Consider the following 15,616-nt stretch of genomic DNA (forward strand, 5'->3'; position numbering starts at 1 on the left):
CGGCCGCCCCTGCCGTTCGGAGGCCCTAGATGCTCCTACTCCTCCTCTTCCTGGTGGTGCTCGCACCGGCGCCCCTGCTCGCGATCGTGGTGCTCACGGTCCGGCTGCGTGACGCTGTACGCCAGGGCGGTGCGGGCACTCTCGCCACCCGCACCCGCGTCGCGTTGCGGGACAGCATCGGACGCCCCGTGTGGCCGGGACTGATCGCTGTCACCGCTGTCGCCGGGGTGCTCACTGCCGGCCTGGAGCGCGCCTATCTCGCCACGGTCACGTACGGCCCGCGCTGGGGCTTCGACATGGCGCTGTTGGCCGTCGTGCTCGGACTGCTCGCGGCGGTCGGGTGCGCCGTGCTCGCCGGCCTGGCCGCGGCCGCCGTGGCCCGTGCCCGCGGCTTCGGGGCCGGAACCGTCGCCGGGCTGCTCACCCTCGTCGCCGTCGCCGTCGGCACCGCGTCCGCGCATCTGCCGCTGCGCGCCGCCTACCTGGCGGAGCCCGACAGGTTCCCGATCGTCGCGAACCTCGCCGACGGCGACCTGCTGGTACCGTTCGAGGTCTTCCTTGGCGCGCTGATCTGGGCACTGCCGTGGCCCGTCCTCGGAGCGGCGCTCGGCTCCCGCACCGAGACCGCGGGCCGTCGGCACGCGGTACGCGACGGCTGGCAGCTCCTGCTCGACCTGGCCACCGCCGACCTACCCGAGAGCCGGTCCGCGTGGGGTGCCGCGCTCCGGTCCGAGCTCGCGGCGATCGACCCGCCGGCCGAGCGCCGCGGGTTCGCCCTCGGCGGGGTGTGGACCGCGCTGCGGTACGGGCAACCGCCCGGCGCGTGGGTACGGGCCGCCGGGGTGGCGGTCGTCGTGGCAGCTGTGTCGTTCGCCGCCTCGCGCTGGTCGCTGGAAAACGGCCGGGGCGGCGTGCTCGGCTTCTGGATGGCCGTCCCGAGCGTCCTGCTGCTCGCCGTCGCGCTCACCACGGCCTGGCGCAACCGATCCTTCGGCTCAGGGCTGCGCGCCGGAGCCCTGGCCGGGCTCGCCGCCCTGGTGGCGGTGCTCGCCGTCGGCATTCCCGAGGCCGTGGTCTGGGCGCACGAGCGGGCCGGTTACCTGAGCACCGGCGACGCCGTACCCCCGACGTGGCAAGCGGCGGTCCTCGACGTACTGCGTCCGGAATTCCTCGTCGGCATGATCGCCTTCTGGACGATGGGCGCGGTCGGCGGCGCGGCCCTCGGCACGGCACTCGGACGCCTACGCGCCAGCGCCCCCGACGACGCCACCGCCGCCCGCTGACACCGATCCACAGCGACTTGCCGGTGGTCACGCCGCTGGCCGCCACGAGCGGGCTGCGCCGGAAGCAGCGGCTCCGGCGCGGCCCGCTCGGTGTTGTTCAAGGGTGGGTCAGCGCTTGAACTGGAGGATGGAGAGGTCGCCTGCGGGGTGGATGGCGGTGAGGGTGAGGCCGGCGGTGCTGGCGAGGGTGGTCAGCTGGGTTGTGGTGCGTTCCTTGCCGGCCATGTAGACGAGGACGCGGAGGTCCATGCCGGTGCGGAGGGATTCGCCGTCGGCGCCTATTTTCTCGATGACGAAGACGGAGGCGTCAGGGGTGGCGGCTTCGGCGCAGCGGCGGAGGATGGCGATGGCGGAGGGGTCGTCCCAGTCGTGGATGACGGCCGAGAGGAGGTAGCCGTCGGGGCCCTTGGGGAGAGGGTCGAAGAAGCTGCCGCCGATGGTGTCGGCGCGGTCGGTCAGGGCTGCCCGGGTGAGGGTTTCGTGGGCGGCCGCCGCGGTGTCCGGCTGGTCGAAGACGGTGCCCCGGAGGGTGGGGTAGGCGTTGAGGATGGCGGTGAGCAGGGTGCCGTTGCCGCCGCCGACGTCCATGATGTGGGTGAGTGAACCCCAGTCGAATCCTGCCACGATGTGCGGGGCGTCACCGGAGACGTCCACACCCATCTGGATGTCGTATTCGGCCAGACGGGTGGGGTCGGCGGCGACGTCCTCCCAGAAGGGGCGGCCGTATTGGCGGGCGAAGGACGGCTCCCCGGTGCGGATGCTGTGCAGCAGGTGGATGAAGGCGAGATCGGCCCGCCCGATCATGCTCGCCACGTCCAGCATCGGGCGCAGCCCCTCGGGATGGTCGTCGCGAAGGGTCTCGCCGCCCGGGGTCAGAGCGTAATGGTCTTGGTGGCGGCTCAGGATGCGAGCGGTGACGAGATGAAGAAGCAGACGCTCCAGCGCGTCCTGGTCGGTGTCCGTGGCCTTGGCGAGCTCGGCGGCGGTCGTGATGCCCTGCGTGATGTGGTCGGCGATCCGCAGCGTGGCCGCCACCCGAATGGCCATCGGAGTCACGATGTCAGCCTGAATCCACACGTTGGGGGCGTCGTCGCCCATGAGGATCTCCCTTCGCGATCTGAGCAAAGAGCAAGGACTCTAACCAAACCTCCTCCACCACCTCCACTCAATTAACCCCACGTATGCTTAACCCCACGTGTGCTCCCCGCTTCGCCGGTGAGTTCTATTGGTTGATCTCGCCCTTGAGGACGCGTTCTGCCACGCGATCCCAGGCCGAGGCGTGGCCGGGGAAGGACAGGATTCTGCGCATCAGGTCGCGGCTGCCGTGATAGGCGTGGAATGCCTCTGTGATCGTGACGCTGTCGTGCGGCTGGGACAGGACCTCGATGTCGTCTCCGACACCCAACTCCCCCAGTTCGACAACCCGGAAATACGTCCCGGGGCGTGCGGCGGCGGTGAACCGCTTGATCCAGCCTTGCTCATCGAGCCAGTTCCGGAACACCACACACGGAATACGTGGAGCGGTCACCTCAAGCACAGCCGTGCCCACTCGCCACCGCTCCCCCAGCATGGCCTGACCCAGATCAACACCCGACGTGGTCAGGTTCTCCCCGAACCTCCCATTCCGCAGCTCACGCCCCAACTGCGGCTCCCACCAGTCGTAATCCTCCCGCGCGTACGCGTAGACAGCCTGATCAGGAGACCCGTGCGCCACCATGTCGGCCCGCTGATCCCCACCGAGCCCGTTGACCATCACCGCGACCCGGCCCTCAACCGGACGTTTGTCGATCGCCGTCCGCTTCAGATTGCCCGCCCACGCAGCGTCAACCGCCCGCCCGACATTCACGGAGAGTATGTACATACAAAGACGCTACCGGCTCCACGACCGCACCAACCTCCCACCCACGTCACCGAGAGTTCAGGAGTTCTCCGCAAGCGCCGCCAGGTCTAACAGCGGACGTAACACCGCCTGCCGCGCCGACTCCGGCGGCCCGATGGCCTCCGGGAAACACGTGGCCGCCGCATCAAGCACCGCCGCCATCACCGTCGAGTCCGGAAACGGAATATCCACCGCGACCTCACCCCCAGACCCCTCCCCCATATGCACCCGAAGGATCCGCTGCGCCTCCACCGCCATCGCCACACCCAGCATCGCGGCCCGCATGAACCGCTCCGCCGCCACCGCATCCGCAATCACTCCAGCCTCCCCAGTATCGCACGCACGTTCGAGAACCCACGATAGAAGAGCCCACCGACATTTTCGGCCCGGCCGCGGCACGGGCTCATCCCGACGGATGGGCTGCCTGATGCTCACACTCGAAGGAAGATTCTGAGCCCGCTCGATTCATCCACGATCATTGACCATTCGGAAATCCCGAAGACATCTTCGGTTTATGGGAAGCGTTGGGCCGCTCGAAACAACCCTAGGGATGTTCTAACGGCGGAACGGGGAGCGGGTTTCCGGGTTGTGGCCGTCGATGATGGCCTGGGATTCGGCTGCTGCCCAAGTGAAGACGCCCTGGGCCATCAGGGAGTGTTCGGTTTTGGCGCGGGCGCTGAAGACGTCGGCGCGGACGCGGTGGATGCCCTCGTCGGATGGGTCGGCCAGGGCGGCCATTTCGGCCAGGTGGCCCGCGAGGCGGAGGTCGCCGTCGGAGGCGGCGCGGAGGGCGGCGTCGGCCAGGGCCTGGGCGCCGCCCGCGAGTTCGGCGACGGCCTGGGCGACGACCGGGTCGGGGGCGGGTTTGAGGTTGGCGGGGTTGCCGTCGTACCAGCCGCCGTACTGGCGCCAGAGGTTGCGGACCACGAACTCGGGCTCGTCGTAGCGGGCCTGGAGGAAGGGGCGGGTGGCGAGGTGCGCGGGCGGTCGGACGGCGTGGATGATCTCGTCGAGGCGGGCGCCCTCGTTAAGGAGTCGCAGGGTCTGTTCGACCAGGCTTTCCAGCCATTCGGCGGTTTCGAGCAGGGCGGTAGTGATGCGCTCCGCGCCGAAGACGGGCGCGCCGTGGCTGGGGAGCATGATCTCGGCGCCGAGGCCGGCGACGCGGTGGAGCGCCTGCGCCCATTCGGCGGGGAAACGCTGGACCTTCTGCGGGTTGCCGCAGTTGGGGGCCACCCAGAGGAACATGTCACCCATGCACAGCACCTTGCGCTGCGGGATGTACGCGATGGTCGCGTCGTCCGTCTCCCCCTTGACGTGGAAGAGACGGAACATCAGATCGCCCCGGGTGAGGGTCATCGTGTCGTGGTACGTGACGTCGGGGAACCGGTAGGACGACGGCCACTCCAGGGACGGATCCTGGAACTGGCGGCGATTGATCACCCTGTTATAGCCGCGAGTCAGCGCATACCGGGCGAATCGTTCGGTCACCCCTTGGTGCGCGACGACGATCGGGCGGGGGCGGCCGAGGGCGGCGGCCTCCTCGTCGAAGGGCCCCATGCCGAAGACATGATCGATGTGGCCGTGGGAGTAGAACGCGATGCTCAGCGGATTGGGCGTCCAGGCGCGTACGGCACGAAACAGGCTTGCCGCCCCGAACGGCGAGCCGGTGTCGAACAGGATCAGCTCGCCGCCCGTGGTGAAGGTGATCGAGTTGCCGAAGGAGGGATACCAGCCGACGCCCCTCGTGACGTCCTGGACTTCGTCCCCGAACCAACTGCTGTCCAGCTCACCCTGCCAGACCCGTTCCGCGTAATCGAACAATGTTTCAGACATGCCGATCGAGCCCCCTCTGAGAGCCGGTCCCAGAATGCGGGACCAACTCTTCCCTTGCCCGGCTGGCCAGGCAATCTGCGGTCGTCCCAGCCCGCTCATCCCGATGTTGTGACATGTCACAATGAGGAGTGGACGAGATCCGCGCGACCGCGGCCGTGATCGCCGCGCGCTGCCTTCCCCAGGCGAACCAGATCGCCCGCCAGATCGTGGCCGACCAGCACGCCGCGCTCCGCGATCTCCCCTCCGACATGCGGGATGTGGAGATCGCCGCCACCGCGCGGCACGGCATCAGGCTGTTCCTCGCCCTGGCCCAGGGACATCAGCTCACCGGCGCCGACATGCAGCTCTTCCGGGACAGAACCGCCCAGCGAGTGGACGAGGGCGTGCAGCTCAGGGACCTGATGACGGCCTATTACATTGGCTATCGGGTGATCTGGGAGACGCTCTGCGCCGCCACCAGACCCGGCGAGGAGGAGGCCCTGCGCTACCTCGCCACCCTCCAGCTGAACACCCTGGAAATCCTCACGGCGACGATCACCGAGGCGTACCTGGCGGAGCAGTCCGCCCTCATGTCCGAACGCCGGGAGACCCTTCGTACGGTCGCGCACGCCCTGATCTCAGGCCGCCACGACCAGGCCACCCGCTACGACGTGGAACTCACTCCGCCCTACCACGTCATCGCAATCCGCATATCAACCGAAAAATTACCCACCGACCAGCCCACCCGAGCCGTCGCCACCGGTCAGGCGATCATGGCCAGGCGCACGATGCGCAGCGTGCAGCGCGAGTTCGACGCGCTCGCGGGCCACCCCGTCCTCACCCTGCTGGACGGCCAGGGCGGCCACGCCCTCCTCCCGGCCCAGCCCAGCATTGAACGCCCCCTCGCCCGGCTGTCCACCCGCCTGGAAACCTCCCTCGGCGCCCCCGTGCGGCTCGCCCTCGCGCACGCCCCCACCCTCGCCGACATCCAACCCGCCGCCACCCAAACCACCCGCGTCGCGGCCATCACCGAGCAGAACAACCTCCCCTCCGGCGTGTACGGCATCCGCGACGTGCTCCTGGACTACCACCTGAGCACCCCCGGCGACAGCGCCGACGAGCTGACCGCCCTGCTCGCCCCCCTCGACGAGCAACTCCTGGAAACCCTCAACCGCTACCTGGCCTGCGACTTCGACCGCCGCCGCACCGCCGCCGACCTGGGCGTGCACGCCAACACGATCGACAACCGCCTGACCAGGGTCCGCGACCTGACCGGCATCGACCTGCGCACCGCCCAGGGCATCCTGCTCTGCGGCGCGGCCCTGACCGTCCGCCGCCTCACGCGATAAACGCGGTTACTTCTTGGGCTTGTCCGCGGACGATTCCCCCGTGGACAGCGCGGCGACGAAGGCCTCCTGGGGAACTTCCACCCGGCCGACCATCTTCATCCGCTTCTTGCCCTCCTTCTGCTTCTCCAGCAGCTTGCGCTTGCGGCTGATGTCACCGCCGTAACACTTGGCGAGCACGTCCTTGCGAATGGCCCGGATGTTCTCGCGCGCGATCACCCGAGCCCCGATGGCGGCCTGGATCGGCACCTCGAACTGCTGCCGCGGGATCAGGTCCTTGAGCTTTTTGGCCATCTCCACGCCGTAGGCATACGCCTTGTCCCGGTGCACGATCGCGCTGAACGCGTCCACCGCCTCGCCCTGCAGGAGGATGTCCACCTTGACCAGATCCGAGTCCTGCTCGCCGGACGGCTCGTAGTCCAGCGACGCGTACCCCCGCGTCTTGGACTTGAGCTGGTCGAAGAAGTCGAAGATGATCTCGCCGAGCGGCAGCGTGTAGCGGATCTCGACCCGGTCCTCGGACAGGTAGTCCATGCCCTGCAGCGCCCCGCGCCGCCCCTGGCAGAGCTCCATGATCGCCCCGATGTACTCGGATGGGGCGAGCAGCGTCGCCTTGACCACCGGCTCGTGAATCTCGGCGATCTTGCCTTCGGGGAACTCGGACGGGTTGGTCACCACGATCTCCCGGCCATCCTCCATGACGACCCGGTAGATCACGTTCGGCGCGGTCGAGATCAGCGCCAGGTTGAACTCGCGCTCCAGCCGCTCCCGCACGATCTCCATGTGCAGCAGCCCGAGGAAGCCGCAGCGGAAGCCGAACCCGAGCGCGGCCGAGCTCTCCGGCTCGTAGACCAGCGCGGCGTCGTTCAGCCGGAGCTTGTCGAGCGCCTCCCTGAGCTCGGGGAAATCGTCCCCGTCGATCGGGTAGAGCCCGGAATACACCATCGGCTTGGGATGCTCGTATCCCCCCAGCGCCTCGCCGGCGGGCTTGGCGGCGCTCGTCACGGTGTCACCGACGCGCGACTGCCGCACGTCCTTCACACCGGTGATCAGGTAACCCACCTCGCCCACGCCGAGCCCCAGGTCGGAGACCTTCGGCTCGGGCGAGATGACGCCGATCTCCAGCGTCTCGTGCTGCGCCTGCGTGGACATCATCAGGATGCGCTCACGCTTGCCCAGATGCCCGTCGATAACCCGGACATAGGTGACGACCCCGCGATACGTGTCGTACACCGAGTCGAAGATCAGCGCCCGGGCCGGCGCGTCCGCGTCGCCGACCGGGTGCGGCACGCTGTCCACCACGTGGTCGAGCAGCTCGCGCACCCCCACCCCGGTCTTGCCGGAGACCCGCAGCACATCCGACGGCTCGCAGCCGATCAGGTGCGCGATCTCCTCCGCGTATTTGTCCGGCTGCGCGGCGGGCAGGTCGATCTTGTTCAGCACCGGGATGATGTGCAGGTTGACGTTCATGGCCATGTACAGGTTGGCCAGCGTCTGCGCCTCGATCCCCTGGGCCGCGTCGACGAGCAGGATCGCGCCCTCGCACGCCTGCAGCGACCGCGACACCTCGTAGGAGAAGTCCACGTGCCCCGGGGTGTCGATCATGTTGAGCACGTGCCCGTTCCAGGGCAGCCGCACGGCCTGCGACTTGATCGTGATGCCGCGCTCGCGCTCGATGTCCATCCGGTCCAGATACTGCGCGCGCATGGACCGGTCGTCGACCACGCCCGTGATCTGCAGCATGCGATCGGCAAGGGTTGACTTGCCGTGGTCGATATGCGCGATGATGCAGAAGTTGCGGATCAACGTAGGGTCGGTCTGGCCAGTCTGAGTGCGCACCGAAGTCCGTTTCAACAGGGTCTGAGGCGTTCAAGGCTGGCGGAGCAGCCACCCTCCATGGTGGCATGTCCGGATGCCTTCCTTGACCACCCGGCGCGTCCTCAAGTGGCTCGCGATCATCGCGGCCGTGCCGCTGACGCTCGTGCTGATCGTCGCGGCCATGTTGCGCCTGGACTATGCCGGGACTCCGGCGCCATGGGCCAAATCCACTGGAAATGACGCCCTCTGGCTCGGCCACGCCTGGGTGGACGGCCGCCGCACCGCCGCCGACGTCAACATCCTCGCATCCCGGCTCGGTTCCATGAAGGACGTGTACGTCCACAGCGGCCCCCTCGACGCGAACGGCACCTTACCCGCCGCGAAATACCCGAACGCGGCAAACCTTCTGACCTGGTGGAAAGCCCGCCTTCCCGGAGTACGGATCTCCGCCTGGCTTGGCCAAACGGTCAACCCGGACGACGAAGGCCATCTGAACCTCGCGGATCAGGCGACCCGGGCTCGGGTGGTCGCGGGCGCGAAAACCCTCGTGGATCTCGGCTTCGACGGCATCCACTACGACTTCGAGCCGGTCGACGACGGCGACGCCGACTACCTGGCCCTGATGCGCGAAACCCGGCAGGCGATCGGCTCGGCCGTGCTCTCGGTGGCCACCCATCAGATCGAACCGGTCAGCGGCGCCAATTTCCTCTTCCGCACGATTGGGGGCCATCCCAAGTACTGGTCCCCGGAATACTTCCGCCAGATGGCCGAACTCACCGACCAGGTCGCGATCATGACGTACGACTCCTGGACACCCCTGCAATCCCTGTACGGGGGATATGTCGCCCGGCAGACGGCCATGGCCCTGGAGCTCACCCCTGACACGACCGACCTGCTCATCGGGGCTCCGGCGTACCACGACCATATGGTCGGCATCAGCGACTACGCGGAGAGTGTCGCGATGGCCGCGGAGGGGACCAGGCTCGCCCTCACCGACCATGGCCCTCGCGCCAACCTGGGGCTCGCCCTGTATGTCGACTTCGCCGCGACCGAGGAGGACTGGCGCGAGTATGAGCAGTCCTGGGTCCGGGCCAAGGAGGAATAGCCCTACCCGGTGCTCCGGCCCGAGCTGAAGTCTGGCCTACGGAGGAATCCCCGCGTGGGCGGCGATGCCCCCTGCCATGATCCGTCCGGCCCACCGGGAGTGCCCCACGCTAGAAACCCCGCCGGAAATCGCCAGCAAATCACCCCGACCGGCATCGGCTGAGGAGGAAAACGATCCAGCTGGCATTGTTCGGGTCGTAATGGCGGGCCGGAGCCGTGGTTCAGGCTAAACTGGCGTAGGCAGGAGCCCGCCCCAAGCTCATGATTTGAGTGCCCGCCTGGGCTGTTGGTATCCTGTCCAACTGCGTGTGGCGCGCCCTCTCAACGAGCCGTGCGCGATCCATCCGACCAAGACTTCAAATCCGAGGCTTCCTTCGTGGCGAACATCAAGTCCCAGATCAAGCGCAACAAGCAGAACGAGAAGGCCCGGCTGCGCAACAAGGCAGTCAAGTCGTCCCTCAAGACCGCGGTCCGCAAGTTCCGCGAGACCGCCGACCAGGGCGACGCCGAGGCGACCCTGATCGCTCTGCGCGCCGCCAGCCGTCAGCTGGACAAGGCCGTCAGCAAGGGCGTCATCCACAAGAACCAGGCCGCCAACCGCAAGTCGGCCATCGCCAAGCGCGCGGCCGCCCTCCAGGCCGCCAAGTAGCCCAACCGAGAACGCCGCCTCCCTGCCCGGAGGCGGCGTTTCTTCGCGTGTCCGGACAGGTGACACCGGCCATCCGAACGGATGGCCAGGCACAAGCAAGACGCCCGCCTGGCAACAGATGAGCGTGGACACCGGCATCCCCGCGAAGGACGCCGTGGCCGAAGCGGTGGACGCGTGGCGTTTTGGGAGCTTCTGCCGGTCTTGGCGCCTTCCATACGGCCAACGGCCAAGTCTTGTCGCGATCCCTACGGAGATCCCAGCCGCGTTGAGAGCGTCAGCGGAACCAGCGACGCGGCGATCCAGCGGAGCGGTCCCCCCGGGGCCGGGTCGTCGTCCTTGACGGCGAGACCGGCGCAGGAGGCAAGGAGGGCTGCGGCCCATCAGGGACCGACAGGGCGAGGAGCGTGTGTTTCATCGACAACCTTCGCGTTGATCGGGATTGCTGTGGTCAGTGTGGTTCCGATCGCGGCGGGAGGCCCGGCGGCGGGCCACTGGCTGCGCGACACTCGCGGGAGCTTACCTGCTCCGACTGACATTTACCCGGGCCGGAATATCGGAGGCCCCTTCGCCCTTCGTGAATTTCCCAGATTGTCCCCCAAGTTCTGGCAAAGCCCCCTGACCTGGGGGAATGTCGCAGGGGACGGGGAAGGACCTGAAAGGTGGGAGACCGGGATATGTCATGAAATCTCCAGAGGGGAAGCCGCCGGCGTCCCCCAACCCGGAGGCGGGGAAGCCCGCTCCTGAAGGGACCGTTGAGCGTGCGGTCGAGACCGCGAGTGCGATCTCGTCGGAGGAACAGCCGTTCGGGCGGCAGGGGAGACCGTTCAATCGGCGGTCTCCGTTTTTCGTGGGGATGATGGGCGCGGCGGGGGTGGCCACGACCTACGGGGTGATCCTGCTGCTGGGCGCGATCAAGGACGTGCTGGTTCTCATCGGCCTGGGGCTGTTCCTCGCGATCGGCCTCGACCCGGCGGCCAACTGGCTGGTGCGGCATGGCATGCCGCGCTGGGCGAGCGTGCTCGCCATCGTGGTGGGGGCCCTCGTGCTGGTAGGCGGATTCCTCGCCCTGGCGATTCCGGTCATCGTCACTCAAGGCGCCCAGTTCGTGCATGAGGTGCCCACCTATCTCCGGGAGGCGACCAGCCACAACACGTTCATCGGCCGGCTCAACGAACGGTTCAACCTCGCCCACCTCGTCGAGCAATTCGGCACAGGCAAGGGCGAAACCGCACTGGTGGGCGGCGTCCTCGGGGCGGGGCGAGTGGTCGTGGGAGCGGCCGCCTCCCTGGTGATCGTGCTGGTCCTGACCATTTACTTCCTGGCCGACCTGCCCCGGATCAAGGCCACCGTCTACCGCTGCGTCCCCAACTCCCGCCGCCCTCGGGCGATCCTTATCAGCGACGACATCCTCGGCAAGGTCGGCGGATACGTCCTCGGCAACCTGGTGACCTCCCTGATCGCCGGCGTCCTCACCCTCATCTGGCTGGCGATCTTCCACGTCCCGTACGCGCTGCTCCTGGCCATTTTCGTCGCCCTCATGGACCTGGTCCCCGTGGTGGGCTCCACCATCGGCGGCGTGGTCATCTCCCTGGTGGCGTTGAGCGTCTCCTTCCCGGTCGCGCTGGCCACCGTCGGCTTCGTCATCGCGTACCGGCTGCTGGAGGACTATCTGCTGGTCCCGCACATCATGGGCAAGGCCGTCGAGGTCCCCGGGGTCGTCACCCTCATCTCCGTGACCATCGGCGCCGCCCTGCTCGGCATCGTCGGCGCCCTGATCGCCATCCCCGTCGCGGCGGCGCTGCGCCTGGTCCTGCGCGAGGTCGCCTTCCCCCGCCTAGATCGCTCATGAGATGACTGCTAGAAGCGGCGATCGGGTTGCCGTTCTAAGGAACCTCTAAGGCTGGCCGAAACCACACCTGAGGCCGCGATGTTTGTGTTTGTCACCACGGCGCCGGGTCTCGTCCGGTGCGCTCAGTGGACGAAAGGCATCACGATGACGAAACTCGCGCGACTGGTGGTAACCGCGGTGACGCTCGCCGCGCTGGCGGCCACCGGTACGGCGTCGGCGTCGGCGTCGGCGTCGGCGTCGGATTCGCCCCCGACACCGGACGCCGCGAAGTCCAGTTCCGCGACGGTCAAGCCGGACGGGAAGTCCAAGACGGCCGAGGACACCGACTTCGCCGCGCTCGCGGCCAAGCTCGGCGTGACGACCGACCGGCTCGATGCCGCGCTGCTCGCGGCCAAGACGTCGCTGGCCAACTCGACCGACGTCACGCCGGACACCTTCTACGCGGCGGTCGCGGCCAACCTGGGGCTGCCAGTCGCGCAAGTCCAGGACGGTCTTGGACCGCTGGACGCCAAACCCGCGCCGGGTGACGACCACGGCAAGCAGGATAAGAAGGAGGGCCCGCAAGGCTCGCCGTTCACCACGGACGCCGCGGCGGCGTCAGTGGCCGCGGCTCTCGGCGTCGATCAGGCTGAGGCCAAGGCCGCTCTGGCCGCTGTGGTGGAGTTGGGATCGGCTGGCGGAATCGATCCGACGTCCAAGGCCTTCGGCGACATCGCCGCCTCGCTCGGGGTCAGCTCCGAGCAGCTCAAGAGCGCGTTGGGGGATCTGAAGCGGTCGCTGGCCAACGACTGACAACCGCGGCACCTTACACACAGCTTCAGGGTCGACGATGAGGATGGGCCCATGCGGATACTTGTGGTGGACGACGACCCGGCTGTGCGGCGCTCCTTGGAGGCTGCGTTGCGCCGGGACGGCTACGAGGTGTCGTCCGCCGCTGATGGGGCGTCGGCCCTCGCCGAGCACGGCGCGTTCCGCCCGGACGCGCTGGTGCTCGACGTCCTCATGCCCGAACCGAACGGGCTGGAGGTGTGCCGGACGCTGCGTTCGGGCGGGCTGAACACGCCGATCCTGATGCTCACGGCCCGGGACCTGGTCACCGACCGGGTCGCCGGGCTCGACGCGGGGGCCGACGACTACCTGGTCAAGCCCTTCGCCTTGGACGAACTGCGGGCCCGGCTCAGAGCCCTGCTCCGGCGCAGCGGCGCCAGGGCCGAGGCGCTGCGCTTCACCGACGTCGAGCTGGACTTGAGCGGCTGCAGGGCCGAGCGTGCCGGTCGGCACCTGGAGTTGACCAAGACGGAGCTGTCGCTGCTGGAGCTGTTCCTGCGCAATCCCGGCCGGGTGCTGAGCCGTACCCAGATCTTCGAGTCCGTCTGGGGTTACGACTTCGGCCCGGAGTCGAACGCGCTGTGGGTCTACATCAGCTACCTGCGCAGCAAGCTCGAGGCGGACGGCGGCAGCAGACTGATCCAGACGGTGCGTGGCCTGGGTTACGTTCTGCGCGAGGAGCCATGAACCTGCGCACCCGGTTGGCCATCGCCGGCGGTTCCGTGGTCGCGGGCGCGCTGGTGCTGGTGTCGGTGATCCTGTATCCGGCTGTGGAGGCCAACCTCCGCGGCCAGCTCGACAGCTCGCTGGTCGTGGCGGTCGGCCAGGCACCGGAGGTGGCCAGGGCCATCAAGACCAAGTGGAACAGATCCAACGCGCAGCCGGACTTCCCCGCTGTTCCGCTCGGGATCGGGAACACCCAGCTCCAGATCGTGCCGGATCCGGTCCAGGCCGGGCCATCGACGGAGTTCGTCGACCTCACCGCCCGCGACGTCGCCGTCGCGAACGGCACCGCCCCTGCCTACTTCCGTGACGCGGTGTACAAAGGCGTCGCCTACCGCGTCTACACCGCCCAGTTCCCCGACTCACCTGGGGCGCTCGTACGCACAGCCATCCCGGTGGCCGATCCCGTGCCCACGCTACGCGGACTGGCCTGGCTGCTCGGCGGCTCGACGGTGGTCGCCGGACTTCTGGCGGCGCTGGCCTCACGCCTGGCGGCACGCCGCGTCCTACGCCCCGTGGGCCGGCTCACCGAGACCGTCGAACTGATCCGCACGACGGGCGACCTGACCATCCCGATCCCCGCCGACAGCCGGGATGAGATCGGCCGGCTCGGCTCCGCGTTCGCCGCGATGACCGCTGCCCTGGACGAGTCGGTCGGCGCCCAGCGCCGCCTGGTGGCCGACGCCTCGCACGAACTCCGAACACCACTGACGAGCCTGACCGTGAATCTCGAGCTGCTGGCGGAAAACCTGGCCGACGCGCAGGCCCCGCTCCTCGCCGCCGAAGCGCTCGGCCAGGCCGGCGAACTCAAAACGCTGGTCAACGACCTGGTCGACCTGGCCAGGTACGGCCAGCCCGCGTTCCACACCGAAGACGTCCGCCTCGACCTCGTCGCCGAGCGCGTCGCAGCCCGCGCGGCGCGTCGGGCGCCGAAGATCGGATTCGAGCTGACCTGCACGCCCACTCTCGTCCACGGAGACCCCGACGCCCTCGAACGCGCCGTCGCGAACCTTGTCGACAACGCCGTGAAGTGGAGCCCGTCCGGCGGCCGAGTCCGGATCAGCGTCAAGGCGGGCATCCTCGACGTCGCAGACACCGGCCCAGGGATCCCCGAAAGCGACCTCGAATTCGTCTTCGACCGCTTCTACCGCTCACCCGCAGCCCGCGCGCACCCCGGCTCCGGCCTAGGCCTGGCCATCGTCCGACAGGTCGCCGAAGCTCATGGCGGGACAGCAGAAGTCGTACCGTGTCAAAGTGGCGCGACACTGCGGCTGGTACTGCCGGTATGCATCGAACACGCGGAGCCCTAGGAATCACACCCGGCCTTGCCGCTTCCGGCACGGCGGCGTCGATGGCCGACACGGTTGAGCCCTGATCGTCAGTGGAGGGGCGTCGTCAGCGCATTCGACGTCGCTCGCTTGGCTGCCTCGGTAAGAGTTGCCAGCACGGCGGCGGTGGCGGGCGGGTCGGGTGGTTCGCCGTAGGTGGCGGCGTAGATCTGGCGGGGGAAGCCGGTGAGTTCGGTGGTGTGGATGTCGGGGCGGCGGTGGGCTCGCAGCGCGAGTCCGGGCAGGGTGGCGACGCCGTTGCCGGCGGCGACGAGGGCTTGCACGACGACCATGTCGTCGCTGAGTGATGCGATGCGTGGGGTGAAGCCTTTTTGCCGGCACACGGTGATCAGCTCGTCCTGGCACCGCCGGCAACCGCCGATCCAGGCGGAATGGCGATGGTTGGCGATGCTGTCGTCGGGTCGCCGGCTTACGAGGTAGATCGGGTCGTCGCAGAGGTGGACGAGGCGGAATCCCTCCTCTTCTTCGAGTGGGGCGTCGGCGTGCTGGAAGATGAGTGCGATGTCGATCTCGCCGTGTCGCAGCATCTGTAGCGCTTCGACCGGGTGACGGTCGATCAGGCTCAGCTCGAGTCCCGGGTGCGCCTGGGCCAGCGTGGCGGCCGCCTTGGGCACGATCGTGCTCAGCGCCGACGCGTTGGCGGCCAGGCGAACCCGCCCCGCCTGCAAGCCGACCTGTGCTGCCAGCTCGTTGGTGGCCGCGTCCACCCGTCCCACGATCTCGCTGGCCCGGATGGCCAGCAGTCGCCCTTCCGGGGTCAATCGGATCCCGCGGCCGACGCGCTGGATGAGCTTGACGCCGGTGGCCGCTTCCAAGCGTGCCAGGTGGTGGCTCACCGACGATTGCGAGTAGTGCAGCTCCTTCGCCGCTTCGGTCACGGACTCATGTCGCGCCACCGCGGCCAGAACCTTGAGATGGATCAGGTTGAGCATTCATCGAGAATATCGATGAGATTGTCGAAATATTAGCATTA

The 15,616-nt window shown here is 68.3% G+C and carries 14 protein-coding genes; 8 read left to right on the forward strand and 6 right to left on the reverse strand.

Annotation, left to right across the window (positions count from 1 at the left end; all coding sequences use genetic code 11):
* The first annotated feature begins 29 nt into the window (after positions 1 to 29).
* Complete coding sequence (locus tag Aple_RS30885) at positions 30 to 1,283, forward strand: hypothetical protein (RefSeq protein ID WP_155348231.1); 1,254 nt, start codon at positions 30 to 32, stop codon at positions 1,281 to 1,283.
* Between the two features lie 108 nt (positions 1,284 to 1,391).
* Here Aple_RS30885 and Aple_RS30890 read toward each other — a convergent pair whose 3' ends face one another.
* From Aple_RS30890 to Aple_RS30905, 4 genes are all read right to left on the reverse strand, one after another.
* Positions 1,392 to 2,381, reverse strand: coding sequence for a methyltransferase (locus Aple_RS30890; RefSeq protein ID WP_155348232.1), 990 nt, complete (start codon positions 2,379 to 2,381; stop codon positions 1,392 to 1,394).
* Between the two features lie 124 nt (positions 2,382 to 2,505).
* Positions 2,506 to 3,144 (reverse strand): MOSC domain-containing protein, encoded by a 639-nt coding sequence (locus tag Aple_RS30895; RefSeq protein ID WP_155348233.1) that lies wholly within the window; start codon positions 3,142 to 3,144, stop codon positions 2,506 to 2,508.
* A gap of 57 nt (positions 3,145 to 3,201) precedes the next feature.
* Positions 3,202 to 3,480 carry a hypothetical protein gene (locus tag Aple_RS30900; RefSeq protein WP_155348234.1) on the reverse strand — a complete coding sequence of 93 codons (279 nt, stop codon included), beginning with the start codon at positions 3,478 to 3,480 and terminating at the stop codon, positions 3,202 to 3,204.
* A 237-nt stretch (positions 3,481 to 3,717) separates the two neighbouring features.
* Positions 3,718 to 4,998, reverse strand: a complete 1,281-nt coding sequence (locus Aple_RS30905) for an alkyl sulfatase dimerization domain-containing protein (protein ID WP_155348235.1) — start codon at positions 4,996 to 4,998, stop codon at positions 3,718 to 3,720.
* Positions 4,999 to 5,126: 128 nt separating this feature from the next.
* Between Aple_RS30905 and Aple_RS30910 the strand changes: the two genes are divergently transcribed.
* A complete protein-coding gene (locus tag Aple_RS30910) occupies positions 5,127 to 6,326 on the forward strand; it encodes a PucR family transcriptional regulator (RefSeq protein WP_155348236.1) in 1,200 nt (399 codons plus the stop codon).
* A 6-nt stretch (positions 6,327 to 6,332) separates the two neighbouring features.
* Here Aple_RS30910 and lepA read toward each other — a convergent pair whose 3' ends face one another.
* Positions 6,333 to 8,162, reverse strand: a complete 1,830-nt coding sequence (gene lepA / locus Aple_RS30915) for a translation elongation factor 4 (RefSeq protein WP_155348237.1) — start codon at positions 8,160 to 8,162, stop codon at positions 6,333 to 6,335.
* 73 nt (positions 8,163 to 8,235) lie between these two features.
* Between lepA and Aple_RS30920 the strand changes: the two genes are divergently transcribed.
* From Aple_RS30920 to Aple_RS30945, 6 genes are all read left to right on the forward strand, one after another.
* Complete coding sequence (locus tag Aple_RS30920) at positions 8,236 to 9,246, forward strand: glycosyl hydrolase family 18 protein (RefSeq protein WP_155348238.1); 1,011 nt, start codon at positions 8,236 to 8,238, stop codon at positions 9,244 to 9,246.
* Between the two features lie 375 nt (positions 9,247 to 9,621).
* Positions 9,622 to 9,894: a 30S ribosomal protein S20 gene (rpsT, locus tag Aple_RS30925; RefSeq protein WP_155348239.1), complete on the forward strand. Its 273-nt coding sequence runs from the start codon at positions 9,622 to 9,624 to the stop codon at positions 9,892 to 9,894.
* 679 nt (positions 9,895 to 10,573) lie between these two features.
* On the forward strand, positions 10,574 to 11,743 hold the full coding sequence (locus tag Aple_RS30930; protein ID WP_155348240.1) for an AI-2E family transporter: 1,170 nt from the start codon (positions 10,574 to 10,576) through the stop codon (positions 11,741 to 11,743).
* Positions 11,744 to 11,887: 144 nt separating this feature from the next.
* Positions 11,888 to 12,535: a hypothetical protein gene (locus Aple_RS30935; RefSeq protein WP_155348241.1), complete on the forward strand. Its 648-nt coding sequence runs from the start codon at positions 11,888 to 11,890 to the stop codon at positions 12,533 to 12,535.
* A gap of 51 nt (positions 12,536 to 12,586) precedes the next feature.
* Positions 12,587 to 13,258, forward strand: a complete 672-nt coding sequence (locus Aple_RS30940) for a response regulator transcription factor (protein WP_155348242.1) — start codon at positions 12,587 to 12,589, stop codon at positions 13,256 to 13,258.
* A complete protein-coding gene (locus Aple_RS30945; protein ID WP_155348243.1) occupies positions 13,255 to 14,604 on the forward strand; it encodes a sensor histidine kinase in 1,350 nt (449 codons plus the stop codon). Before Aple_RS30940 ends, Aple_RS30945 begins: the two co-directional genes overlap by 4 nt.
* A 68-nt stretch (positions 14,605 to 14,672) precedes the next feature.
* On the opposite strand, the gene Aple_RS30950 is transcribed toward Aple_RS30945, so the two are convergent.
* Positions 14,673 to 15,575, reverse strand: coding sequence for a LysR family transcriptional regulator (locus Aple_RS30950; protein WP_155348244.1), 903 nt, complete (start codon positions 15,573 to 15,575; stop codon positions 14,673 to 14,675).
* Between the last annotated feature and the right edge of the window lie 41 nt (positions 15,576 to 15,616).

The sequence above is a fragment of the Acrocarpospora pleiomorpha genome, assembly GCF_009687885.1.
Classification (GTDB): Bacteria; Actinomycetota; Actinomycetes; order Streptosporangiales; family Streptosporangiaceae; genus Acrocarpospora; species Acrocarpospora pleiomorpha.

Bases quoted from the DNA above. Each gene is read 5' to 3' on its own strand.
- Aple_RS30885 (WP_155348231.1), top strand. From the start codon at position 30: ATGCTCCTACTCCTCCTCTTCCTGGTGGTGCTCGCACCGGCGCCCCTG.
- Aple_RS30890 (WP_155348232.1), bottom strand. From the start codon at position 2,381: ATGGGCGACGACGCCCCCAACGTGTGGATTCAGGCTGACATCGTGACT.
- Aple_RS30905 (WP_155348235.1), bottom strand. From the start codon at position 4,998: ATGTCTGAAACATTGTTCGATTACGCGGAACGGGTCTGGCAGGGTGAG.
- Aple_RS30935 (WP_155348241.1), top strand. From the start codon at position 11,888: ATGACGAAACTCGCGCGACTGGTGGTAACCGCGGTGACGCTCGCCGCG.
- Aple_RS30940 (WP_155348242.1), top strand. From the start codon at position 12,587: ATGCGGATACTTGTGGTGGACGACGACCCGGCTGTGCGGCGCTCCTTG.
- Aple_RS30930 (WP_155348240.1), top strand. From the start codon at position 10,574: ATGAAATCTCCAGAGGGGAAGCCGCCGGCGTCCCCCAACCCGGAGGCG.
- Aple_RS30945 (WP_155348243.1), top strand. From the start codon at position 13,255: ATGAACCTGCGCACCCGGTTGGCCATCGCCGGCGGTTCCGTGGTCGCG.
- Aple_RS30895 (WP_155348233.1), bottom strand. From the start codon at position 3,144: ATGTACATACTCTCCGTGAATGTCGGGCGGGCGGTTGACGCTGCGTGG.
- Aple_RS30950 (WP_155348244.1), bottom strand. From the start codon at position 15,575: ATGCTCAACCTGATCCATCTCAAGGTTCTGGCCGCGGTGGCGCGACAT.
- Aple_RS30920 (WP_155348238.1), top strand. From the start codon at position 8,236: ATGCCTTCCTTGACCACCCGGCGCGTCCTCAAGTGGCTCGCGATCATC.